At 33.7% G+C, this 23,229-nt stretch carries 25 protein-coding genes; 14 read left to right on the plus strand and 11 right to left on the minus strand.

The features are described 5' to 3' along the window. Positions 1–203 precede the first annotated feature (203 nt). The 4 genes from odhB to tamL form a co-directional block, all read right to left on the minus strand. Positions 204–1,436 carry a 2-oxoglutarate dehydrogenase complex dihydrolipoyllysine-residue succinyltransferase gene (gene odhB / locus DRF58_RS15195; protein WP_116036656.1) on the minus strand — a complete coding sequence of 411 codons (1,233 nt, stop codon included), beginning with the start codon at positions 1,434–1,436 and terminating at the stop codon, positions 204–206. A gap of 63 nt (positions 1,437–1,499) precedes the next feature. Then, entirely contained in the window at positions 1,500–4,313 is a 2,814-nt protein-coding gene (locus DRF58_RS15200; protein ID WP_116036657.1) for a 2-oxoglutarate dehydrogenase E1 component, read from the minus strand. Positions 4,314–4,440: 127 nt separating this feature from the next. Then, the gene (locus DRF58_RS15205) at positions 4,441–5,475 is read right to left on the minus strand and encodes an SRPBCC family protein (protein WP_116036659.1); all 1,035 of its coding nucleotides are present in this window, start codon (positions 5,473–5,475) and stop codon (positions 4,441–4,443) included. Between the two features lie 19 nt (positions 5,476–5,494). Next, positions 5,495–8,092, minus strand: coding sequence for a translocation and assembly module lipoprotein TamL (gene tamL, locus DRF58_RS15210; protein ID WP_116036660.1), 2,598 nt, complete (start codon positions 8,090–8,092; stop codon positions 5,495–5,497). Here tamL and DRF58_RS15215 point away from each other — a divergent pair. Continuing rightward, a complete protein-coding gene (locus DRF58_RS15215; protein WP_116036687.1) occupies positions 8,078–8,806 on the plus strand; it encodes an RNA methyltransferase in 729 nt (242 codons plus the stop codon). The genes tamL and DRF58_RS15215 overlap by 15 nt on opposite strands. Position 8,807: 1 nt before the next feature. Here the strand turns inward: DRF58_RS15215 and DRF58_RS15220 are convergent, their stop codons facing one another. From DRF58_RS15220 to porQ, 5 genes are all read right to left on the minus strand, one after another. After that, positions 8,808–9,302: a phosphoribosyl-ATP pyrophosphatase gene (locus DRF58_RS15220; RefSeq protein WP_116036662.1), complete on the minus strand. Its 495-nt coding sequence runs from the start codon at positions 9,300–9,302 to the stop codon at positions 8,808–8,810. Between the two features lie 3 nt (positions 9,303–9,305). Further along, positions 9,306–9,614, minus strand: coding sequence for a hypothetical protein (locus DRF58_RS15225; RefSeq protein ID WP_116036664.1), 309 nt, complete (start codon positions 9,612–9,614; stop codon positions 9,306–9,308). Positions 9,615–9,705: 91 nt separating this feature from the next. Further along, the gene (locus tag DRF58_RS15230) at positions 9,706–10,083 is read right to left on the minus strand and encodes a YtxH domain-containing protein (RefSeq protein ID WP_116036665.1); all 378 of its coding nucleotides are present in this window, start codon (positions 10,081–10,083) and stop codon (positions 9,706–9,708) included. A gap of 87 nt (positions 10,084–10,170) precedes the next feature. Continuing rightward, positions 10,171–10,848, minus strand: a complete 678-nt coding sequence (cmk, locus tag DRF58_RS15235; protein ID WP_116036667.1) for a (d)CMP kinase — start codon at positions 10,846–10,848, stop codon at positions 10,171–10,173. Positions 10,849–10,915: 67 nt separating this feature from the next. Continuing rightward, on the minus strand, positions 10,916–11,911 hold the full coding sequence (porQ, locus tag DRF58_RS15240; RefSeq protein WP_116036688.1) for a type IX secretion system protein PorQ: 996 nt from the start codon (positions 11,909–11,911) through the stop codon (positions 10,916–10,918). 185 nt (positions 11,912–12,096) lie between these two features. Between porQ and pyrH the strand changes: the two genes are divergently transcribed. Next, positions 12,097–12,804 carry a UMP kinase gene (gene pyrH / locus DRF58_RS15245; protein ID WP_116036668.1) on the plus strand — a complete coding sequence of 236 codons (708 nt, stop codon included), beginning with the start codon at positions 12,097–12,099 and terminating at the stop codon, positions 12,802–12,804. 106 nt (positions 12,805–12,910) lie between these two features. Beyond that, on the plus strand, positions 12,911–13,465 hold the full coding sequence (gene frr / locus DRF58_RS15250; protein WP_116036670.1) for a ribosome recycling factor: 555 nt from the start codon (positions 12,911–12,913) through the stop codon (positions 13,463–13,465). A gap of 69 nt (positions 13,466–13,534) precedes the next feature. Here frr and DRF58_RS15255 read toward each other — a convergent pair whose 3' ends face one another. Further along, on the minus strand, positions 13,535–14,260 hold the full coding sequence (locus tag DRF58_RS15255; RefSeq protein WP_116036671.1) for a LytR/AlgR family response regulator transcription factor: 726 nt from the start codon (positions 14,258–14,260) through the stop codon (positions 13,535–13,537). Continuing rightward, the gene (locus tag DRF58_RS15260) at positions 14,257–15,336 is read right to left on the minus strand and encodes a sensor histidine kinase (protein WP_116036673.1); all 1,080 of its coding nucleotides are present in this window, start codon (positions 15,334–15,336) and stop codon (positions 14,257–14,259) included. Before DRF58_RS15260 ends, DRF58_RS15255 begins: the two co-directional genes overlap by 4 nt. A gap of 184 nt (positions 15,337–15,520) precedes the next feature. Here DRF58_RS15260 and DRF58_RS15265 point away from each other — a divergent pair, with 184 nt between their 5' ends. From DRF58_RS15265 to DRF58_RS15310, 11 genes are all read left to right on the plus strand, one after another. After that, positions 15,521–15,949, plus strand: coding sequence for a hypothetical protein (locus DRF58_RS15265; RefSeq protein WP_116036674.1), 429 nt, complete (start codon positions 15,521–15,523; stop codon positions 15,947–15,949). Between the two features lie 3 nt (positions 15,950–15,952). Continuing rightward, entirely contained in the window at positions 15,953–16,918 is a 966-nt protein-coding gene (locus tag DRF58_RS15270; RefSeq protein WP_116036676.1) for a DUF6268 family outer membrane beta-barrel protein, read from the plus strand. A gap of 38 nt (positions 16,919–16,956) precedes the next feature. Further along, positions 16,957–17,223 carry a YncE family protein gene (locus DRF58_RS18305; RefSeq protein WP_123902424.1) on the plus strand — a complete coding sequence of 89 codons (267 nt, stop codon included), beginning with the start codon at positions 16,957–16,959 and terminating at the stop codon, positions 17,221–17,223. Between the two features lie 133 nt (positions 17,224–17,356). Continuing rightward, positions 17,357–17,689 carry a DMT family transporter gene (locus DRF58_RS15275; RefSeq protein ID WP_116036678.1) on the plus strand — a complete coding sequence of 111 codons (333 nt, stop codon included), beginning with the start codon at positions 17,357–17,359 and terminating at the stop codon, positions 17,687–17,689. A gap of 93 nt (positions 17,690–17,782) precedes the next feature. Beyond that, positions 17,783–18,343 carry a helix-turn-helix domain-containing protein gene (locus tag DRF58_RS15280; protein WP_116036679.1) on the plus strand — a complete coding sequence of 187 codons (561 nt, stop codon included), beginning with the start codon at positions 17,783–17,785 and terminating at the stop codon, positions 18,341–18,343. A 13-nt stretch (positions 18,344–18,356) separates the two neighbouring features. After that, a complete protein-coding gene (locus DRF58_RS15285) occupies positions 18,357–18,545 on the plus strand; it encodes a hypothetical protein (protein ID WP_116036681.1) in 189 nt (62 codons plus the stop codon). Between the two features lies 1 nt (position 18,546). Further along, a complete protein-coding gene (locus DRF58_RS15290) occupies positions 18,547–19,086 on the plus strand; it encodes a helix-turn-helix domain-containing protein (protein WP_116036683.1) in 540 nt (179 codons plus the stop codon). Between the two features lie 88 nt (positions 19,087–19,174). Next, positions 19,175–20,089 (plus strand): hypothetical protein, encoded by a 915-nt coding sequence (locus DRF58_RS15295; protein ID WP_116036690.1) that lies wholly within the window; start codon positions 19,175–19,177, stop codon positions 20,087–20,089. A 47-nt stretch (positions 20,090–20,136) separates the two neighbouring features. Then, positions 20,137–21,060, plus strand: coding sequence for an EamA family transporter (locus DRF58_RS15300; protein WP_245955509.1), 924 nt, complete (start codon positions 20,137–20,139; stop codon positions 21,058–21,060). Positions 21,061–21,144: 84 nt separating this feature from the next. Then, positions 21,145–21,960, plus strand: coding sequence for a GLPGLI family protein (locus DRF58_RS15305; RefSeq protein ID WP_157966740.1), 816 nt, complete (start codon positions 21,145–21,147; stop codon positions 21,958–21,960). A 557-nt stretch (positions 21,961–22,517) separates the two neighbouring features. Beyond that, positions 22,518–23,003 (plus strand): hypothetical protein, encoded by a 486-nt coding sequence (locus DRF58_RS15310; protein ID WP_116036685.1) that lies wholly within the window; start codon positions 22,518–22,520, stop codon positions 23,001–23,003. Positions 23,004–23,229: the final 226 nt, after the last annotated feature.

Below are 23,229 nucleotides of genomic sequence, written 5' to 3' on the forward strand. Positions count from 1 at the left end.
ACAAATAATCTGGGGTACAAAACCGCAAAAAGACGAATAACAATGGAACTTCGAGATATGATTACGGCTATTTTAATCGTTTTTGCAGGAGGAGACCCTACAAAAGTTTTTAAAACCAAAACATAAAAAATGGCCGGATTTTTTTTCCGACCATGACTAGCAAAATTGCTCTCTTTTAATATCTTATCTTGATTTGTAATTTCTTACAATTCTAATGCTTTTCTTTCATCGCCATCCATTAGGAATTCTACTGGATTGTCAATCGCTTCTTTCACAGCCACCAAGAAACCAACAGACTCTTTTCCATCGATGATTCGGTGGTCATAAGATAATGCAACATACATCATTGGTCTGATAACAACTTGCCCGTCAATTGCCATTGGTCTTTGAAGGATATTGTGCATTCCCAAGATTGCAGATTGAGGAGGATTGATAATTGGTGTTGACATCATAGAACCAAAAGTTCCACCGTTTGTAATAGTGAAAGTTCCACCAGTCATTTCGTCAACACTGATTTTACCATCTCTTACTTTGATTGCCAAATCTTTGATATTAGCTTCAACACCTCTAAGCGTCATATTCTCGGCATTTCTAAGAACAGGAACCATCAAACCTTTTGGTCCGGAAACTGCGATAGAAATATCTGCAAAATCATAATTCACTTTAAAATCTCCGTCGATAGATGCGTTCACGTCTGGATAAAGTTTCAATGCTCTAGTTACAGCTTTTGTAAAGAAAGACATAAATCCAAGTCCAATCCCGTGTTTTGCAGCAAATTCTTCTTTGTATTGTTTTCTGATTCTGAAGATTTCTGACATATCAACCTCGTTGAAAGTCGTCAACATTGCAGTTTCGTTTTTAACAGAAACCAATCTTGCAGCAATTTTTCTTCTAAGAACTGAAAGTTTTGTAGTTGATTGAGATCTACTTCCACCAGCTGGAGCACTTCCCATTGCAGGAACAGAAGCTGTTACAGCGTCATCTTTTGTGATTCTGCCATCTCTACCAGAACCTGTTACTTGGCTTGGAGCAATTCCTTTTTCGTCAAGGATTTTTTTAGCAGCAGGAGAAGGTGTTTGAGCAGCGTAAGTTTCAACTTTTGGAGCTTCTGCTTTTACTGGAGCTGGCTCTTCTTTTTTAACTTCTGCTTTTGGTTCTTCTTTCGGAGCTTCAGCATCACCTCCTGCAGGTTTTGCAGCATCCATATCGATAAGACAAACCACCTGACCAACTTGTACCACTTCTCCTTCTTCAGCTTTCAAAGTGATAACACCACTCTGCTCAGCAGGAAGTTCCAAAGTCGCCTTGTCAGAATCTACTTCTGCAATCGGCTGGTCTTTTTCTACATAATCACCGTCTTGGACTAACCACGTTGCAATTTCAACTTCTGTGATTGATTCTCCCGGTGAAGGAACTTTCATTTCTAATATTGACATACTAATAATTGTTTTTAATTTCAGAACAGCCGAAACTGTTATTCTTTATAGTTTATTAATTTATTAAGCCGTTACTGGTTTTTTTGCAGGTTCATCATTGCATTGAAAAACCGAATTGATAATTTTGGTTTGGTTTTTCTCAAACATCTTATGACTTCCCGGAGCTGGTGTTCCACTAGCAACAGGAGAAATCAATTGGATATTTGTATCACGGAAGTTTCTTAAGATGAAACTCCAAGCACCCATATTTTCAGGTTCTTCCTGAGCCCAGATTAATTCTTTCTTGTTTTTATATTTATCAAAGATGGAATTGATTTTTTCAAAATCCAATGGATAAACTTGCTCCAATCTTACCAAAGCTACTTTATCATCATTGATTTCTTCTTTTTTAGCTAATAAATCGTAATATAATTTACCCGTACAAAGCACTACTCTTTCAACTTTTGAAGCATCTGCAGTAGGGTCATCCAAAACAGTTTGGAAACTTCCGTTTGCTAAATCTTCCAAAGGAGAAACCACTTTTGGATGTCTCAATAGAGATTTAGGTGTCATGATAACCAATGGCTTTCTGAATCCAAATTTCATCTGTCTTCTCAACAAATGGAAATAGTTTGCAGGAGAAGTAATGTTTGCAACAATTATATTTTCGTTAGCACAAAGTGTCAAGAATCTCTCAAGTCTAGCAGAAGAGTGTTCCGCACCTTGACCTTCAGACCCGTGAGGTAACATCATTACCAATCCGTTTTGGATTTTCCATTTTTCTTCAGCAGCAACCAAATATTGATCAACAATAATCTGAGCTCCATTAGTAAAATCTCCAAACTGAGCTTCCCAAATAGTCAATGTTTTAGGCGCTGCCATCGCATAACCGTAGTCATAACCTAGAACACCATATTCTGACAAGTGAGAATTATAAACATCAAATCTTTGCTCGTTGACGTGACGAAGTGGGATGTATTCTTCTTCTGTATCTTCTGTTTTCACAACTGCGTGACGGTGAGAGAACGTCCCTCTTTCCACATCTTCTCCAGAGATTCTCACATTGTAACCTTCGGTCAAAAGTGTAGCATAAGCCAACAACTCTCCTACTGCCCAATCCAAAGAATTATTCTCCACCATTTTGATTCTGTTTTCAAAAAGACGGGTAATTTTATTGATGAATTTCTTATCTCCTGGAAGTGTAGAAATTTTAACTGCTAATTCTTTAAGTTTTTCTAAATCGTATTTTGTATCAACATCAGATTTTGTAACTGCACCTTTAGACCCAATTGGGAAATCTGTCCAGTCCTCTTTCATAAAGACGTCCATTGTGTTTCTTTCGATTTCTTTGGAAGCATCAAAGTTTTCATCAAGCAAAGCTTTGAACTCCTGCTCCATTTTTTTCAAAACTTCGTCAGAAACAACATTTTCCTTAATCAAAAGCTCTTTATAGATCTCTCTTGGATTCTGATGTTTTGAAATCGTTTTATAAAGATTTGGTTGAGTAAACCTTGGTTCATCACCTTCGTTATGTCCATATTTTCTATATCCTAAAAGATCGATATAAACATCTTTACCAAACTTAGCACGGAAATCTGCAGCAAATCTAATTGCGTGAACAACAGCTTCTACGTCATCAGCATTGATATGCATCACTGGAGAATCTGTCACTTTTGCAATATCTGTACAGTAAACTGACGACCTTGCATCCATATAATTGGTTGTGAAAGAAACTTGATTATTCACAACAATGTGAACTGTTCCTCCTGTTCTGTAACCTTCAAGATTCATCATCTGAGCAATCTCGTAAACGATACCTTGTCCTGCAATGGCACCATCACCGTGGATTACAATTGGTAAAACTTTGGAATAATCGTCTTTGTAAGTATTGTCAACTTTAGCTCTACAGATTCCTTCTACAAGAGCACCAACCGTTTCAAGGTGGGAAGGATTTGGAGTAAGGTTGATCCTTACTTCTTCTCCATTTGCAGTCGTGATTTTTTTAGAAGAACCCAAGTGATACTTAACATCACCAGAGAAAACATCTTCTTCAAATTCTTTCCCTTCGAATTCTGAGAAAATCTGTTTGTAAGACTTTTGGAAAATATTAGTCAAAACATTAAGGCGTCCTCTGTGAGCCATTCCAAGAACAACCTCATCAACACCTAATTGTGAAGAACGTGTAATCAATTGGTCAAGTGCAGGAATCAAAGATTCGCCACCTTCAAGAGAGAAACGTTTTTGACCAACAAATTTTGTATGAAGATAATTTTCAAATGCCACCGCTTGGTTTAATTTGAAAAGTATTTCTGTTTTTTCCGGAGCAGAAAGGCTTGGATGGTTTTCGTTAACGTTAACCCATTCCATAATCCATTTTTTCTCCTCTACATTCTGGATGTGCATATATTCTACACCAATAGAATCACAATAGATGTTCTGAAGATGTGTAATAATCTCTTGCAAAGTTGCAGGACCTGGCATCCCCGTTTGAGTTGCAGAATTGAATTTTTTATTCAAATCGTCCTTGGACAATCCGAAGTTTTCTATATCAAGTGTTGGAAAGTAATGTCTTCTTTCTCTTACTGGATTTGTTTTTGTGAAAAGGTGACCTCTTGAGCGATAAGCTTCAATTAGATTAACAACCTTAAATTCTTTTGAAATATCTTCAGAAACTGAATTATTCGTAACAGCTTGTTGCGCATATTGAACAGGAGCGGAAGATTGTGGTTTTGAAACTTCAATCTCTCCATCTTCTCCATAATATTCTAATGCGAAATCAAAACCTTGAAAAAAAGATTTCCAAGAAGCTTCCAAAGAGTCTGGGTATTTTTGGTACTGCGCATACATGTCGTCTATCAACTGAGCATGTACGGCATTTAGAAATGAAAATTTATCCATTATTACAGATTATCTGTTATTTTTTTTAATATTAAATAATTGTCAACAAAATTACTAAATTTTTGCTGATCAACATTAAATGTACTGATTTATTCCGCTAAATATACGTGATATTTATCAGATTTTTTTAACGAAAAACCGGAAGTGACAATTTTAGTTTTACATCCTGAATGTCAGCAGGTTCTTCCAAAAACTCTTCGATTAACTGACCATTTCTGAGCGTATCCTTCTTTGCCATTTTTAGTAGTTCTTGGATGTTCTTCACTCTATCATTGTAATTTCCTTGAAAATAAATCACATAAGTTTTGGAGGCATTAAGAGTTTGAAAGTTGAAATTATTATCACTTACAGAAACTCTTTTTGACAATGGAATACCATAGAAATAGGAAATCTCTTTATCTTTTAGATTAGCAGGGTTAATTAACAAAACAGGATTTCCAAATTCATCATCTTTTTTTGCCAAATCGGATTTCACAAAGTTAAGAACCTTACTATGATTCATCATCACGTTTTTGAAGAGAATTTCCTTTGTATTTCTCGTACTAACATTAACTCCCAAAAGCAGCCCTCCTTCTCGGTTTTCTACCATTACGCTATCGTATTTTACAGAAGCCAAAAGTTGATCTTTATCCACTTTGTTACCCAAAAGTTGGAAAAGATTTTTCATACTTTTATCAATATTCTCTACAAAAAAATCTTCTGCAACCAAGTTGAGTGACCTTTGCAAATAATCCCTTTTAGGCGTATGAATATTCCAAATCAATTTTGTTTTATCACCAGACGGAATGAACTTTACATCTATCAAATAGGGATTATCGCTATCTCCTTCAAAAAGTTGGTAACGTATTGAACGATTCTCATTAGAGTATCTAATAAAAAGATCGCCATGATCACTATTTTTTGGATCAGAAAATTTCATCGCACTTCCCAAACCTTGATACGGTGTAAAGAAACTGTAACTAGCATCTTCTTTTTCATTAAAAAAATCATTCCAAGAAGTGAAGTTCTGAAGATTATTGAACTGTGGAAAAACCTTATCTACGGGATAAGCAATCTCCGAATGATGAACAAAACTCTTGCTTTCATCTACAAAATTCATAGAAAGTGAGTAAACCCCGAATAGAGCGAGAATTATAATGATGATAAATTTTAGAAAACGCATTTTTGTATAATACTAATTTTTAGAATGGATAACCTATTGCAAAGTTAAAAGTTGGTTGTAAAAGCTTGATCTTGTCAATAACCCATCTCTCACCCTCTGGTCTATTTGGATCGTGCATTTTGTAAGCCATATCCAATCTGAGATTTACATAAGCTATGTTCATTCTAATCCCGAATCCACTACCAACTCCCATTTGACTAATGAATTTTTTGAATTTGAACTGATCTCCAAAACCATTATCCTTGAGTCCCCATATGTTTCCAGCATCTGTAAAAAGAGCAGCTTCAAACGTATCTGTTAAGGGAAGCCTGTACTCTATACTAGTTGTCAATTTAACATTATCCATTGCATAAGAACGTATCCTTCTGTCTAATTGAGAATCTGCAGGTCCTAACCCACCAAAAGCCATCCAGGCTCTAATATCATAAGCTCCACCGTTGAAATAAGATCTTATAAAAGGCATTGACGAAGAATTACCGTATGGAATCCCAATCCCTACAAATTGACGAAACGCCAAAGTATGAGGCTTGGCTCTTTCATTGAAAAAAGAGAAATATTTCTTAAAATCAAAATCAAATTTGATAAATTGAGAAAAAGGAATCTTGAATATCGTTTTGGAATTCCCAGACAAGACACCATCCTCTTGCTCTCTTTTAGACAGCATATTAAGAACATTACCGGCCACCTCTACTTTCCCACTAAAAAACATTGGGTTGGCATAATCTTTTTTCCCAATCTCATTGTAGATGAAACTATAAATAGCAGAAGAGATGATGACATCCTGCGTCTGACGATCTTTATTAATAAGAGATTGTCTAAAAGCATTCATTGTATCTTGATCTGCTTCTGGAATAGATGCTAAGAAAGCCTGATCATTAACAATCATTTTTGAGATCTCATCGTAAGAATAATTATCAGTATTCACATTGGGATAAATAGTTTCATACCAAGCAAAAACAGCTTGCCGTATAATGTCTTCTGCCGGAAAATAATCGTAATAATTATCTTTATTCTGAGTTAAACTTAATTGGGTATTGAATAATGTTAACCGATGCTGAATCCTTCCATCATCAACATTAGCTGCGTAATTAAGACCTGTATTGAAGTTAATTCTTCCCAATCCAATATTATTCTGTACAGATGCTCCTAGATTAAGACTTGTTGTGGGAGAATATCTTTTAGGAACTACTTTATAATATTTTCTAAAAGGAACCAACAATCTAGGAAATTGGAGCGAAGTCTGAGCAGATAACTCATAAGCATTGAAAAGAGCGTCCGGATTTTTAGGATCTTTTGTTGTACCAATAACTCCGGAGAAACTAGTTATCAAATTCTCTGCTCCGCCAAAAACATTTCTAGTTGTAAGATCTACTGATGGAGAAAAACCAAAATTAAGAATCTGAGAATAGTGAATATCCGTTGCAATATTAAACTCATATTTCGGCAAAGGTCTAAGAACATATTCTACATCAATAATACTATCTCTTTCTGCAGCTGTTCCTTCTTTACGAAGTTCATCAGAAGCTTTTAGAATTGTAAAATTGTTCATTGCAATCAGATTTCGTCTCGTAAGATCAAGATCAGATTGTTTATAGATTTCTCCTTTTTTAATAATAACTGGTAACCAAAGAGAGTTTTTGCTATAAGCACTATCTCTTCTATTGATGTAGATCCCTCTTAAACTATCTTTGAGAGGCAGTTTATCTACATTATTAGGATTCCTAACCACAGAAACCTTAATATTTCCAATAGTAGCTTTTCTATAAGGTGTATCTACGGAATCTTTATGAATATTCATCACCAGAGGAACATCCTTTCTACTTTTCAAAGAATCTGCAACAAAATAAATATCCTGACTATCATTATTAAATTTATAATAACCATTATCTTTCATCAAATCATTAATCCTGATGATTTCTTTCTCCAAAACACTTTCATCCAGAATTTGTCCCTTTCTTACAAGACTTTTATCTAGCCTAGATTCATATAACCCTCTTATATTTGGATCTGGAATATTGTAAAAATAATCTTTGATATAGGTTGGATCTTTATGAGTGATAACATATTCTACTTCCGCTTTTTTTACTGCAGAATCTTTTTCCAGATTAGTTTTCACCTCTGCATCCCAATAACCTCGGTTAATTAATCTATTATTGATACTTTTTGCACTTTGCTTTGTTTTAGCATCGTTTAAGATTACTGGAGCATTTCCAACTGTGTGAAAGAATCTGTTCCAAAAAAGATTTTTTCCAACATATTCTGGATGGTTATACTTCACAAAAAGAGAATCCCTAAGTTTCTGATTCCTCATTTCGCTTGGATAGGTCATATACTCTTTTAGAATTGTATCATACTTAGGATTAGCTGCATTATAAAACATCAATCCCAACGGAACGACCATCAGTGTTTTTTTATTCGGTTTTTGAGCTACTAGATCCGGAAGCTCATCACCTAAAATCTTACCATCTGTGTATTCGAACTTGTTTTTTGTAAGAAGATATTCTCCTTCAGGAACTTTTTTGGTCACATTACATGCGTACAAAATCACACTTAAAATTGCGGAGTAATAAAATATATGATATTTTTGAAAATATTTGTTACTATGCTTACGGCTCATATTATAAAGACTATACAATCTCTGGACAAAAAGAAATACAGGCAAAAATACAATTTGTTTTTAGTTGAAGGTAATAAAATCATAAAAGAACTACCCAATTCTGACTACGAAATTGAAAACCTATACTCCATAGATCCGGAGAATATTACTTTCAAAATGCATGAAATTGAGAAAATCTTGCCTAATGATCTCAAAAAAATAAGTTTTCTTCAACATCCAAAAGATTCGGTTGCTGTTTGTAAAATTCCGGAAAACAAATATTTGGAGAATGTTTCTATTCAATTGATTTTGGATGGGATTCAGGATCCGGGAAATCTAGGAACAATAATAAGACTTGCAGATTGGTTTGGGATAGAACAGATTATTTGTAGTAATGATACAGTGGATGTTTATAACCCAAAAGTAATCCAAGCTACAATGGGTTCTTTTCTAAGAGTTAATGTTTTTTACACCAATTTGGAAGAATACCTTAAGGAATACAAACACCCTATTTTCGGAACTGATATGAATGGTGAAAACATCTATGAGACCAATTTCCCAGAACAATTCTCTTTGGTTTTTGGTAATGAAGGAAATGGATTAAGACCTTCCACAGAAGATCTTATTTCCACAATAATTACAATCCCAAGATTCGGAAACTCTCAGTCGACAGAGAGTTTGAACGTTTCTATGTCAGCAGGAATCATCTTGGGAGAAATCTTTTCTAAAAAATAATTTAGATAAGTTTCTCTATACTGGATGTTGTCTTATTTTTCTGATATTCATCCAGTTTTTTTCTGATAAATCTCAAAGCATAAGGAGCAACATACACCAATGCGAGACCTATAGCTTTTCTTTTCCAATTTTTATTCATCACACTTTTTTTTGCAAAATTACTTACCAGCGCTACAGTTCCCATTTTGATTGTTGTTTCCAGCAATCCAGATTTTACGCTATCGTTTGCCAAATTTAAAACATTTTTTCTGGAAGCCGTCTCCTTCATCCCAGAGGAGATTTCTCGCATAATATTTTGAGTATCTAAAGAAAGAGATTTCTCACCATCTTCATCTTCAGTTTCTTTTAAGAATTTATCGGTAAGACCATTTGTCATTACACTCAGACTGTCTTTTTTATTTTTAAAAGTTAAGATATCTTCCAGCTCTTCAATTTCTTTTTTGAGAAGGCGCTTTTCGCTTCTTAATTCATCAAGATTAGTATATTTTGTAGCCATAATTTATTTTTTTAAAAATTCGATAACTTGATTTGCAATTACTGTTACAATCTTTTTCTTGAGTAAGAATACAGCAATCATTAATACAAAATAAAATCCAGCTACAATAAGAAATCCATATGCGACACTCCCAATAGCTTGACCAATTAAAAACGCAATTCCAAAATTAAAAAGAATAATAAAAAATGAGAATGCTATTAATACAATCGAAAGAAAAGCAATAATCCCTGCAGATAGTGAAGATTTCTCTGTGAATTGGAGCTTAAGAAGGTCCAGACGTTTGGTCGTATAATCTTTTATTATATCAATCATAATAATCTTATTAAATTTAAAATTACACTTTTATTTAAAAAAAAAGGAATTTAGAGACTAAATTCCTTTCCGAGAAAACTAATCATAAGGCTTATTTCAAACCGTCCAATTCAGTTTCTACGTCTTTTACAACATCAGATGTCTTAGAAACTATCTGATCTTTATATTTGTCATAGCTATCTTTTACCGTAGATGCTACGTTTTGAGCAGTTTCTTTGAAAGTAGATGACAAAGAGTTGTATTTATCTTTCACATTGTGAGAAACTTCAGAATATTTGTCTTTTACAATTTCAGACGTTTTACCATATTCGTCAACAGCTTTATCTTTTAGATCGTTAGCTTTGTTTCTGATTTTTTTTCTTGTTTCTTTACCTTCTTCTGGTGCATAAAGTAATCCTAAAATGACACCTGTAGCAGCTCCCGCCAACAATGCAGCTAAGACCGCTGCTGAGTTTGATTTTTTTGACATTGTTATTATTTTTGTGTTAATTAAATATTGATATTTCTAAATTTACAACTAAAATGCCAAAGAAAGAAACCTATTCTTAAAATTTTGTTAAAACTTTTTAATGTAAGACAATATAAGTTCGATAGTTTCTTCTTTATTGATGTGTGTATTATCAATTAGAATAGCATCATCTGCTTGTTTAAGAGGAGAAATCTCTCTTTCGCTATCAATTTTATCTCTGGTAATTAGGTTTTGCTTCACAGTTTCAACATCCGTTTTTTCTCCAGCTGCTTCCAATTCTAGGAAACGTCTTCTGGCACGTTCATCCTGACTTGCTGTCATGAAAAATTTGTAATCGGCATTCGGCAAGACAACAGTTCCGATATCTCTGCCATCCATTATGACTCCGCCCTTTTCTGTAATTTCGCGTTGAGTTTTCAATAAAAAATTTCTGATATCTGCCTCCTTTGCTACCTGACTTACATTATCAGAAACCTGCGGAAATCGAATCTCTTTATTAATGTTTTTACCATTAAGAAATAATTGCAATTCACCATCAATGTTTTGAAACTCAAGATTAATATTTGGAAGGTTAGAAATCAGTTTATGGATATCCAGTTTTTTGTTTTCGTCTGTACAATTCTGTAAAGCAAAGTAAGTGATTCCTCTATAAAGAGCACCTGTATCCATATGGATAAGACCTAATCTTTTAGCAATAATCTTAGAAATCGAACTTTTCCCTGTGGATGAAAAGCCATCGATAGCAATTACCGGTTTTTTTGTCATACTGCAAATGTAATAAGTATGTCAAAAAAATAAAAATTAAATATTTAAGAAAATTAAAGTATTGGACCTATCTCCTATTCCCTCCAAGTTCTATCAAATCCATTGTAAGCCCCAACATGTTGACATTAGAGGAATTGTGATAACGCATATGGGAATAATCAAAACGGAAAGAAGAAATCTTGATACTAAGACCTGCTGATAGCCCAGTAAAACTTCTTTGGTCCAAAACTGCCAGTTCGCCGCCTCTTTTTACGTTGTATCCAAATCTAAGATTAAAAGCTTGTCCTGGAAACAATTCTGCTCCAAAAGATAAGTGATCCAACACTTTCCTACCAAATTTGGTTTCCTGTCCATTAATATCTGTGGTGGAGGAAATATCCATCTGTTGCAGATCATGTGCAGTGACAGTTAATGCAACCGGAAATTGATCCAAAATTTTTGTATAACCAAGATCTACTCGGAAAGGCAACCTTTCCCTTACTCCATTGTATGGTCTTATCTGATAACCAAAATTTCTAAAAACTAAAGAAAGTGTTTCATTACTTTTATCAAAATAATAAGTTACACCCGCATTTCCAGTAATAGCAGATGATGAATAGGTATCTATTTTTGAAGTAATATAATTCGCATTAATACCAATCGTCCAATTATCCTCGAACTGATAAGCATAACCAATTCCAACAGATGCATCTATTGCAGAAAAATCTCCATTAACAACAGCATTCTCGTCTGCTCTAGGTATAGATCCATAATCCATATATCTTGCATTGAAAGACATAAGGTGCCCATAATCCAAATCCCTCACATAGCTGATACTACCTATTTTTGTATCTGCAAGATAAGATGCATAATTGACAGATAACATATTATCCATCTCAAGATTCATAAGAGCTGGATTGGCTGCCGTAAAATTGACATCATAATCACGAACAGAAATCGCATCTCCCAAAACAGCTTGTCTTGGAGAAATGGGAATATTAAGAAATTGATAAACCGTGGTTCCTGTTTGAGAAAAAACCACACTCGAAATAACGATAAAAAAAAGATTGTAAAACTTCTTCAACACTGTATTTTAGCTTTGCAAAAATAATCTATTTTGACGCTTATCAAAATTTTCATACGACTATCTTTTTCATTAACGTAATTCTTTTCCTTTCATTATATTTGCACTGTCAAATTTTAAAATAATTTTGAAATCTTGATTCAGATGTTTCAATTGACAAAATAAAAAGTAATTACAAAATATAGATGAAATACAAAAGAATCCTCCTGAAACTAAGTGGTGAAGCACTAATGGGAGAACGCCAATACGGGATTGACAACGACAGACTGAAAGAATATGCTGTCGAAATCAAAAAAGTAGTCGACAAAGGCTGTGAAGTTGCAATCGTAATTGGTGGTGGAAATATTTTCAGAGGATTAGCTGGCGCAGCTAAAGGAATGGACAGAGTTCAGGGTGATTATATGGGAATGCTAGCCACGGTTATCAATGGGATGGCTCTACAAGGAGCTTTGGAAGATGCCGGTATAATGACTAGATTACAATCTGCTATCGAAATGAACAAAGTAGCTGAACCATTCATCAAAAGAAAAGCTGTACGTCACCTTGAAAAAGGAAGAGTCGTAATCTTTGGAGCTGGAACAGGGAATCCTTACTTCACAACAGATACCGCTGCAACTCTTAGAGCAATCGAAATAGATGCTGATGTCATCTTAAAAGGAACAAGAGTTGACGGAATCTATGACAGCGACCCAGAAAAAAATGTAGATGCAGTGAAATTCAATAGTTTGTCTTTTGACGAAGTGTTTGAAAAAAACCTAAAAGTAATGGATATGACTGCCTTTACACTAAGCCACGAAAACAAATTACCAATCATCGTTTTTGATATGAATAAATCCGGAAACTTAGAAAAACTAATCGAAGGAGAAAATATCGGAACCTTGGTTAACGTATAAATGATAATAGATGAGTGATCAATGATATTAATATCGGATTATTTATCGTTTATAAGTTATCATCTATTAATAAAATATGTGTCAATTATCAAATTTTAAATATACAATGGAAGAATTAGAACTCATTGTAGCATCGGTAAAGCAAGAGATGGATGCTGCAATCAAGCATTTGGAACACGCTTTTCAAAAAATTAGAGCCGGACGTGCTTCTACATCTATGGTTCAGGACGTAATGGTAGAATATTACGGAGCTCCAACGCCTCTTAGTCAAGTTGCCAACGTATCTGTAGTAGATGCAATGACACTTTCTATCCAACCTTGGGACAGAACGGCTTTAGGTGCAATCAGCAAAGGAATTGTAAACTCCAACCTTGGATTTGCTCCTTCTAATAATGGTGATGTTATCATCATCAACGTTCCACCTTTGACGGAGGAAAGAAGACGCGAACTGGCTAGACAAGCTAAAGGCGAAACCGACCAAACAAAAGTAACCATCAGAAACGCAAGACAAGAAGGTAACAAAGAACTGAAAAGATTGGATGGTGTTGCAGAAGACCTCATCAAAGGTGTAGAAAAAGATATCCAAGATTTGACAGATGCTTATGTGAAGAAAGCTGATGAACACTTGAAAGTAAAAGAAGCGGAAATCTTAAAAGTATAATCTTATATTTTTAAATGAAATAAAAAAAACCTCGTTCTAAATATAGAAACGAGGTTTTTTATTGACTTTCTAATTCTCCAAATTACGCGAACCTCCAGAATAAACACGAAAAAACTCCGCACGAAAAACCGCACCCAAAGGAATCTCCGATTCATCAACAAAAATATTATGATTGTCAAACGAATTGATGAAATTGATATTAACCACATAAGATTTGCTGACACGTAGAAAATTTTGCACAGGCAATTTCTGATGTGTTGTTTTCAGATTCATTGCTGTGATTAACTTTTGTGTTTTCGTATGAATGACAACATAATCTTTGAGACCTTCTATGAATTTGATTTCATCAAAATTCAGTTTATAAAACCGTCTGTCAGATTTAATGAAAAGAAAATCATTGGTATTAGATTCAATCGTATTCTTAATGGTAGATTGCGAAAGTAATTGATTATACAACTCAGCTTTTTGGATGGCCTTTTCCAGCCGATGTTTTTCAATTGGTTTTAGGAGATAATCTATTGCGTCCAATTCATAACTTTTCAAAGCATACTGAGAATATGCCGTTGTAAAGATAATCAAGCTCTGTTTAGGAAGTTGTTCTGCGAATTCTAACCCTGTAACCAAAGGCATTTCTATATCAAGAAAAATCAAATCAACATCTTTAGTTTTAAGAAAATCTAAAGCAGTCAAGGCGTTTGAAAAATCACCTAAAATTTCGATAGTTGATGCTTCTTTTATTAATGACCGCATCTCTGCTCTAGCCAATGGTTCGTCATCTATGATGATACAATTCATATTGGGATGATTAGGTTAACAATATATTCTTGATCTGTTGAAGTGATTTTCAAATCAAATTGGTCTTGATACAAAAGTTCCAGTCGTCGTTTGATATTCGCTAATCCAAGACCTCCGCATTTTTCGTTGGATAGGGAATAATTTGGATTTCGGGAATTAATACAACTAAAATGCAAATGCTGATTTTTGATTTCTATATTAATATTCACATAAGATATCTCGCCATCTATCTCAACACTATGTTTTACGGCATTTTCTACAAAAGTTGTGAATAGATTGGGTGGAATGAAAGTCCTGTTCAGGATCTTTTTATCTGTTTCTGTTCTGATATCAACAGTAAAATTTTCTCTCCTTATTTTCTCCAGATTAATAAAGTTGGACAAAAACTCTATTTCTGATGTTAGTAAGGTTTTTTCCTCGTTATTTTCATACAATTGATAACGCAGAAACTCTGACAACTTGATGATAACAATAGTTGCTTTTTCTGGATCTGTTCTTATCAGAGCTTTTACATTATTCATCATATTGAATAGAAAATGTGGATTGATTTGGTTTCGCAATTCTTTCAATTCCATATTCAGAGTTAGATTATTGAGCTCAGCAATTTTTTCGTTGTCTTTTGTCCATTTCTGCAATAGTTTAAAGGTTGTACTGATGAAAATAATAGGCACACACATCAGAACACCTTCGTATAGTCCTCCTTTTCTATCTTCGGATTTGAGAGCTTCTATTTTATATTCAGAGAAAAAATGATCAAAACAATAACCAATAATATTAAGACTAACAACTCCCATCAATATCAACAAAGCAAAATAAGCAATATAACGTGTCTTGAAAAAGAAGAAAGGAACCAGAATATAAATATTGATATATGCCATCGCAATCAGTGTGAGATAAACAAAAACCATAATAACATACCGATATGGTTCAATATACCAATGCCAAAATCTCGCAAAATAAAGCAATACGAAGAAGAAAAGCAGAAATACAATATGCCGCAAAATCTTGTATTGATCTTTGATCAGTAAATCAATGAAAAAATGATCTCTTAGTTCTTTAGATTTATATTTCAGCATATGATTTTGAAAATTCAAAAATAACTAATAACGGTCACAAACCAGATAATATTATACGAACCCCGAAGTTTTTTATACCAATTTTCAGGACTAGGGATTTGGTATAATTTATCGAGGTGTTTGTATAAAAAAACATTTCTCAATAGTTATTCTCCATTCCTTTGCCTTGTAAAATTTAAAAAATATGGAGCTTAACGTTTTTCAGGAGTTGACAGACCAGATAGATCTAGAATGTTTCTATATGACACCGTCGCAACAGGAAGAGAAAGTAATTCAGGTTATTGATTTGCATCAGTTCATAGAATCTTATCATCAGAGTTTGACGGTTATCGATTACATCAGTCATCCTATCAATATCATCGAAGAAGATAATGTAAGAAAAGGAATCTTGTTCTATGATTTCAAATATGATTTGCAATTGGACCTTTTGACTTCGGTAGCATTTAAGGCTCAGAATCAGCTTCAGGAACTTTGGTTTGTCTTTGTAGAAGAAGATGATATTACAGATTTTTCCCGCCATCTCGACTTCATCAAAAAGAACGGAATCGATTTGTTCTACAGCAAAATATTCATCTTTAATTTTTTTCAATCCGCTATCCATTCTTTAAAATAAACTATGAAAATCTTAAACAAAATCATCGTTCCATTGGCTATCTTGCCTTTGAACAAAATCATCGCGCAGAAGAAAGACAGTATTCCGCAAAAAGTAGTAGCTTTTGTCTCAGACAAATTCCCTCAAACAAGAGACCTGAATGTCGAATTCACTCAACTGACACCTTACAAATTCTCTCCCGAGTTATATGACGCAGATTTGCCTGAAAACAAAATCAAAAACTACCAGCAGGTAAAAGCTAATGCCAATGTCTATTTCATCAAGAATAGAAAATGGATGCTGAGCACAAGTCTCAATTACAGATTCACACATCTAGAGTCTGAAAATGAAATGCCTTTGTTCAACAACGAGCAAAACTTCCATTACCATTCGGAAGCGTTGAGCTTGACAAGATTTTCAAAACTATTCAACAAAATAGCCATCTATTCTGCAACAGCATCTGTGGACGGCAGTGAACAACATTTTGAAAGAATCCGAGGAATGCTAACAGCGAGTCTCGTCTTGAAAGCTACTGCTGACACAAAAATGACCGTTGGTATTGCTGTAATTATTGACCCAAGTTCTCAAGTTCCCGCAATGCCTATTTTCACCTATGAGCATAGATTCAATAATGGTTGGGTTGCTGATGTCATTCTACCGAAAAAAGTGGTGATGAGAAAAGATGTTTTCAAAAACGGAAGACTTTCCCTTGGAACCGAGATGGACGGAACCAATTTCTATCTCTATCCCGATGGCAAACGTTACGAGTTCCGACAATTGGAAATCAATTCCGGTGCAATGTATGAGCATAAGTTGGGGAATAATCTAATTGGAACCTTGAAAGCAGGATTACGCGCAACACCTTCCTCAAGAATATTTGCAAAAGAAGATTCTTTCAACGATTATATTTTTGATATGAATGCCAAGCCTTCTTTCTATTTCAATGTAGGAATCTCTTACAATCCTTTTGGAAAACCGAGACAGAAGTAAAAATCTTTCCTTAATTTAGATTCATATTTCCGAATCTAATGAAGTTTGTTTTTTATCTTATTATTCTAATCATTTCTAATTTTGTTTCTGCCCAGTCCAATTATATTTTAGCTTTGTCTAAAGGCGAAAAAAGCCTAATCGTTTTAGACTACAAAACTTTAGAAGTTGTTTCTAAAATACCCGTGGGAGAAGATCCGCACGAGATTGTTACCAATCCGGAACAGACTTTCGCTTACATTTCCCTACCTCAGATAACAGATGAACATCGGACAAGGTGCAGGAATCTTTATGGATGTACCTGGTAACCGAATTTTCATTTCCTGTACTCCAAATAATTATATTTCCGTTATTGATTTAAAGACAAGAAAAGAAGTCAAAAAAATCAATATCGAGAGACCAGATGGTATTACTTCTACAACAACTGCTTTATAAAAACCAATGAAAAACCACCTCTTCCTTGCAGCTGCCATTATCTGTGAAACCATTGGCACATCATTCCTCAAAAAGACAGAAAACTTTAGCAAACCTCTGCCAACATTGATATTCATTGTTGCAATAGCATTATCTTTTTACCTATTGACCTTTGCGATTAAAACTATTCCAATTGGTATCGCTTATGCCATTTGGTCGGCTGTTGGTATTGTTCTGATTTCCACGGTTGGCTATTTTGTTTATAAACAATCATTGGATTTTCCTGCTATTTTAGGGATTGCTTTTATCGTGATAGGTGTGGTGATTATTAATCTTTTCTCCAAATCATCTGCGCATTAAACTTGGACACTACATTTTTTTCTTAAATCTTTGTGGCATGACGTTAAAAAACAAACATTCAATTTTTCAGGCATAATTCCTTAAATTAGTAAGATGAAAATTGCTGTCAAAAACATGGTTTGCAACCGCTGCATCTCTGCGGTGGAATCGATATTGGAGGATTTGAAAATTGAGGTGAATCAAATTTCATTAGGCGAAGTTGAAACAAAAAACGAAATTTCCAATCAAGAACTCGAAATGCTGAACCTGAAACTTAAATCAACTGGATTTGAAATCTTGGAAGATTCTTCTAAAAAGCAAATCGAGAAAATCAAAACTTTGATGATCACAAAAATTGCTGAAGAAGATTTGGGCGATGATTTTATTTTGTCAGAATTTTTGAGTTCGGAATTGCATAGAGATTACAGTTCTATTACCAAGCTTTTTTCTCAAAACGAAAATGTGACTTTAGAACAATATTTCATACTCCAAAAGATTGAAAAAGTAAAAGAATTGCTACTCTATAAAGAACTGAATCTGACTGAGATTTCCCAAAAATTGGGTTACAAAAGTGTTCAGCATCTTTCCAATCAGTTCAAAAAAATCACAGGCTTCTCTCCTACTCATTTTCTGAATTCTAAAGAGAAAAAGAGGATTGCGCTGGATAAGGTTTGATAAAAAAAATTGTATGATAAATAGCGATTATGAATATGTATTGGTTTTATTAGTTCCAGTTTTTATTCTTTATTTAATTTTAAAACGAGAAAAAGAAAAAAGGAAAACTGAGAACAATCCAATGAATGAAGGAAGAATCATTCAGACTTACGTATTGATTTTTGGTTTAATTGGTTTAATTCTTTATTTTATTTTCAGATAGAATGCAAACCAAAGTCAAAACCCTTCGCGAAGCCAAAAACCTAACTCAAACCGAGCTAGCGGAAAAATCCGGACTTTCGTTAAGAACCATTCAAAGAATCGAGTCCGGAAATATCCCAAAAGGTTTTACTTTGAAAGCCATTGCAAAGACTTTGGAAATTGAACCAGAAAATCTGTTTTCAAAGGAAGAAAATATCCAAATTGACAGAGCAAAACTCATCAATCTTTCTGCCTTATCCGGATTGATTATTCCGTTTGGAGGCATTATTTTTCCGGCAATTTTGACTTATAAAGCTCAGGATTCTGTTAATCGAGAATTGGGAAAAAGCATTATTTGTGTTCAGATTATTTTGGCATCTTTTGTTTCGGTGTCGTTGATATTAAGTCCGTTTATTCAGCATTGGTTTTCTATCAAATTTCCACTGTTTTTAATTCCATTAATTGCTTTTATCGTCATCAAACTTTGGATTGTTATTAGAAATGGAATCAGTCTCAACCAAAACAACACACTTTCTATAAAACTGAAAAACAACTTCTTATAACCCAAGTCACAAAACTGACGTAAAATTGTCATATCATTTCTACAGCAATTTCGATTTCAAAAACCGAATCTTGCAGAAAAATTGGACAATGAAACTTTTTAAGAAATTAGCTTTAGGATTTTTAGCCGTTTTGATTTTGATATTGGTTAGCGGATATATTTATTTCGACCGGAAATTTACGCCGGAAGACAATTATTTAACCATCAAAAACGAAAGCGGAAATATCCCAATTACTTGGCTCGGAAATGAGAAAAACGTTTTGCTTTTGCCGATTCATTTTTCCGGAAATCCCGACACTTATTATATGCAATTTGATACAGGTTCGCCTTACACGGTATTTTATTCTAACCAAATTAAAAACATTAAGGAAATCTCTATCAATAATGACCGGGCTGAAACTTCTTTCTTTATTGGAAAAACCGAGATTTCATCCAACCGATTTAAAATATTTGACAAAGGAAAAAGTGAAGAAAAAGATTCAATTAAAATCCTTGGAACTATTGGTTCTGATGTTTTGGAAAACCGAAAAACTGTGATTAATTTAAGAAGTAATCAAGTGGTTTTTAATCTGAATGAAATCCCGAATGAGTTTAAAAATCAACTTTTTGATTTCAAATTCAAGAAAAGAAGAATTATTATTAATGGAACTTTGAAAGGTGAAGAACGAAAATTCCTCTACGATTCCGGAACCAGCGCTTACGAATTACTGACCTACAAAGAAGAATGGCAAAATCTGAAATCACCCAATTCAAAAATCAACATCGAAAAAGCACAATCTTGGAACAACGTTCTGACAACATACACGACCGACTGTAATGAGAATATCACATTCAAAAACCTGCAGATTCCTGTAAAACAAGTCACTTATGTTCAAGGATTTTCTGATGCACAGTTTTCTATGATGAAGTATTCTGGAATGACGGGAATGTTGGGCAATAAAATCTTCCTAAACAACAGTATTTTCATTGATTGCATTGATAAGAAAATTGGAATTATAGATTGAGTAAATCAATAGTTTTATAGAGAATTTATACCAAAAGTTATCTACTTTTGCAATTGATTCCAAACGAAACAATCTTGAACAATCTAAGACATTATCTAGCTGCTATTTTAGCATTTTCTCTTTGGGGAACTTTCAGTTTGGTGCTGAAACCTTTGCATTCTTACGCTTCGTCTGACATTCTTTTTTACAGGGTTTTCAGTTGTGCGTTAATTATGTCATTGGTTTCTATTCTTTTCAAAAGAGAAAAGCTGAAACAAAATCTGAATTATTTCAAATCAATTTCTCAAAAGGAAAAAAGAAAAACGATTATTGTTAATGTTGGCAGCAGTATTTTGTTGACGGCGAATTGGTTTTCTTTTATCTATGTGATGAATCACGTGAATGTGAGAGCCACTTCGGTCGCTTATCTCGTTTGCCCGATTATCACAACGATTTTGGCTTATTTCATCCTCAAAGATAAATTAACAAAACTACAATGGTTATCTGTTTTTCTAAGTTTCTTGGGATGTCTGCTTTTGTCATACACCAGTTTGAGCGATATGTTTTACAGCAGTATCATTGGTTTTACTTATGCAATGTATTTGATTTGTCAAACTCAAAACAAACAGTTCGATAAGTTTTTGGTTCTCAATTTTCATATGATTATTGCGGCTTTGATTTTGTTGCCATTTTTCCCGAGTTATTCCGGACCGATTCCAGCGGAATTTAAGTTCTACTTCTTTGTAGAAATCATTGCGGTGATGTACACGATTATTCCGTTATTACTTAATCTTTTCGCTTTGAGCGGAATTGCATCTTCCAAAGTGGGAATGATTCTGAATATCAATCCAATCATTGCTTTCATCTTAGCAAGCACAGTTTATAATGAACCTTTGAACCCAATTCAAATCGTTTCTTATGCATTGATTTTTGTGGCTGTAATTGTTTTTAATGGTAAAGAAATTTTTAGGCTGAAGACGGAGAAACTATAAGTTTTATTTAACAAAGTTTGTGAAGTTTTATGAATGAAAGTGGTAGTGAAACAAGCTATATTTACAATAATCAAACTTCTAACTATGAAAAACCATTACTTATTAATTCTAGTTCTTCTTTCCAATTTTATTTTCGGACAAAACAAACAATTTCTCTACGAATACAAATTCATTCCTGATTCTACCAACAAAGCGGATATCAAAAGAGAAATAATGGTTTTGAATATCCAAAAAGACAGGTCAGAATATTATAGTTCCGTAAGATATGAATCAGATTCTACTCAGTATGCAGCATATCAAAAAGGAATTAACTCTATGCCTCCTGGTAATCCTTTGGTCAATGAATGGGTTACAAAATATCCTAACTCCAATCAGCTGGTTCACACGGTAATGCTAATGTCTGACAAATACAAAGTAAAACAAGATGTAGAACTCAATTGGAAATTGACCAACGAGTTTTCTAAAATCCTGAATTATAATGTTCAAAAAGCAACCACCGAATTTGGAGGTAGAAAATGGACGGCTTGGTTCACAAAAGATATCCCAATCCAAGATGGACCTTACAAATTCAAAGGTTTACCGGGTTTGATTTTGAAGATTGAAGACAGTAATAAGAGTCACGTTTGGGAACTGAAAGGCATTAGATCTAATCAAGAACCATTCGTCTATCCTGATTTGAATAATTACCGCATTATTCAATTAAATTATAATCAATTCGTTAAGAAATTTAAAGATTATCGCCAAGATCCTACCGCAGATTTAGTGGGACAAATTCCTGACCAACACGATTGGACTGGAAAATGGAGAACATCTGCCGAAATCATAAAGGAAATGAATACTGAAGCGTTGGAAAGATTGGCAAAAGACAATAATTTGATTGAGATTAATCTACTAAAATAAAAACCTAACTTTTTATTAGCCACTCTTTGTATTAAAAAATGCGTCTCTATTCTGCTCCAGGATAGGCAATTCCGCCATTTCTTGTTTCCTCCCACACTTGTTGAAAATCTGTAATGCCATAATAATTGCTTTTTTTGAATTCTTCCTGATAGAGATTACATACTTGCTATTTGTTTCAATAATAATAGTTGGTATCTATTATCCTCACTGAGAATGATGTAATATGATACATAAAAAATGGAGTGGATAAAAGAAAAATTGCTGTTATTTTTCTTTTGGAATGTTTTTCTGTATCTTTTTGCTCAGTTACTGTACTTTTCTGTACCTTTTTGTGCACTTTCTGTACTTTTTCTGTACCTTTTCTGTACCAATTGAATACCTTTTCTGTACCAATTGAGTACCTTTTCTGTACCGACTGTTCGGAGTCTGGATACCTATTGAGTACCTAATGGTAGATCTCATATCGTAATCAGCAGTAAGTTATTTAGATTCATTAAAAATAAACTTTACAACACAAGCTTTTTTATCTATTTTTACATCACAATAAATCAATAAAAATGAGAAAACTAATATTCGGAGGAATCTTCACTTTAGGAGGACTTTTGACAATCAATGCACAATGCAAAACTGTTACTGCAATCACAGAAAATTTTGATGCTTGGAAAGATATAGACCAATGCTGGACAGTTCAAAAAGGGAAAGCAATGTTGTACGCTAGTGAGAAAAAAGTCATTTTCTACTCTATGACCGACCCAAAGGAAAATATGTATCTCATTACACCAAAAGTAAAAGCAGGAAACTATACTTTAAGTCTTGATATCACAGACAATGGTGGAGAAACTACAATGGAGATTTTCTCAGTTGGAAAAACATCTGACCAAAAATCTTTTGTTTCCATCGCTAAACCTCAAGAAATTACAAAAGCGAAAAAAGTCATTAATATTAGTCTGAAAAAAGATAGCCATGTAGGTTTGAAAGTTCTTTTGAATGGTGTTCATCAAGCTGTTTATGTGGATAACTTATCTTTGAAACCGAGAAAATAATTTTCTTAAAAATAAATCTTACAGAACAAACCTTCAAAATTCTTGAAGGTTTTTGTTATAATTGGATATAACATATTTCCATTTATTTATAAGTTCATTCATTCTATTTTTTAGAAATTTGTATAATTAACCTGAGTTCGGGATAAGAATAGAAATAAGATTTGTGTAAAATAGCAATAATTCGTATATTTAAGTATCTAACATTCAAATATTTAAACGAATTACT

This window comes from Epilithonimonas hispanica (assembly GCF_003385395.1).
Classification (GTDB): Bacteria; Bacteroidota; Bacteroidia; order Flavobacteriales; family Weeksellaceae; genus Epilithonimonas; species Epilithonimonas hispanica.

Excerpts from the sequence above, each read along its gene's own strand:
- odhB (WP_116036656.1), bottom strand. The coding sequence starts at position 1,436 with ATGTCAATATTAGAAATGAAAGTTCCTTCACCGGGAGAATCAATCACA.
- DRF58_RS15200 (WP_116036657.1), bottom strand. The coding sequence starts at position 4,313 with ATGGATAAATTTTCATTTCTAAATGCCGTACATGCTCAGTTGATAGAC.
- DRF58_RS15205 (WP_116036659.1), bottom strand. The coding sequence starts at position 5,475 with ATGCGTTTTCTAAAATTTATCATCATTATAATTCTCGCTCTATTCGGG.
- DRF58_RS15215 (WP_116036687.1), top strand. The coding sequence starts at position 8,078 with ATGCTTACGGCTCATATTATAAAGACTATACAATCTCTGGACAAAAAG.
- tamL (WP_116036660.1), bottom strand. The coding sequence starts at position 8,092 with ATGAGCCGTAAGCATAGTAACAAATATTTTCAAAAATATCATATATTT.
- DRF58_RS15220 (WP_116036662.1), bottom strand. The coding sequence starts at position 9,302 with ATGGCTACAAAATATACTAATCTTGATGAATTAAGAAGCGAAAAGCGC.
- DRF58_RS15225 (WP_116036664.1), bottom strand. The coding sequence starts at position 9,614 with ATGATTGATATAATAAAAGATTATACGACCAAACGTCTGGACCTTCTT.
- DRF58_RS15230 (WP_116036665.1), bottom strand. The coding sequence starts at position 10,083 with ATGTCAAAAAAATCAAACTCAGCAGCGGTCTTAGCTGCATTGTTGGCG.
- cmk (WP_116036667.1), bottom strand. The coding sequence starts at position 10,848 with ATGACAAAAAAACCGGTAATTGCTATCGATGGCTTTTCATCCACAGGG.
- pyrH (WP_116036668.1), top strand. The coding sequence starts at position 12,097 with ATGAAATACAAAAGAATCCTCCTGAAACTAAGTGGTGAAGCACTAATG.
- frr (WP_116036670.1), top strand. The coding sequence starts at position 12,911 with ATGGAAGAATTAGAACTCATTGTAGCATCGGTAAAGCAAGAGATGGAT.
- DRF58_RS15255 (WP_116036671.1), bottom strand. The coding sequence starts at position 14,260 with ATGAATTGTATCATCATAGATGACGAACCATTGGCTAGAGCAGAGATG.
- DRF58_RS15260 (WP_116036673.1), bottom strand. The coding sequence starts at position 15,336 with ATGCTGAAATATAAATCTAAAGAACTAAGAGATCATTTTTTCATTGAT.
- DRF58_RS15265 (WP_116036674.1), top strand. The coding sequence starts at position 15,521 with ATGGAGCTTAACGTTTTTCAGGAGTTGACAGACCAGATAGATCTAGAA.
- DRF58_RS15270 (WP_116036676.1), top strand. The coding sequence starts at position 15,953 with ATGAAAATCTTAAACAAAATCATCGTTCCATTGGCTATCTTGCCTTTG.
- DRF58_RS18305 (WP_123902424.1), top strand. The coding sequence starts at position 16,957 with ATGAAGTTTGTTTTTTATCTTATTATTCTAATCATTTCTAATTTTGTT.
- DRF58_RS15275 (WP_116036678.1), top strand. The coding sequence starts at position 17,357 with ATGAAAAACCACCTCTTCCTTGCAGCTGCCATTATCTGTGAAACCATT.
- DRF58_RS15280 (WP_116036679.1), top strand. The coding sequence starts at position 17,783 with ATGAAAATTGCTGTCAAAAACATGGTTTGCAACCGCTGCATCTCTGCG.
- DRF58_RS15285 (WP_116036681.1), top strand. The coding sequence starts at position 18,357 with ATGATAAATAGCGATTATGAATATGTATTGGTTTTATTAGTTCCAGTT.
- DRF58_RS15290 (WP_116036683.1), top strand. The coding sequence starts at position 18,547 with ATGCAAACCAAAGTCAAAACCCTTCGCGAAGCCAAAAACCTAACTCAA.
- DRF58_RS15295 (WP_116036690.1), top strand. The coding sequence starts at position 19,175 with ATGAAACTTTTTAAGAAATTAGCTTTAGGATTTTTAGCCGTTTTGATT.
- DRF58_RS15305 (WP_157966740.1), top strand. The coding sequence starts at position 21,145 with ATGAAAAACCATTACTTATTAATTCTAGTTCTTCTTTCCAATTTTATT.
- DRF58_RS15310 (WP_116036685.1), top strand. The coding sequence starts at position 22,518 with ATGAGAAAACTAATATTCGGAGGAATCTTCACTTTAGGAGGACTTTTG.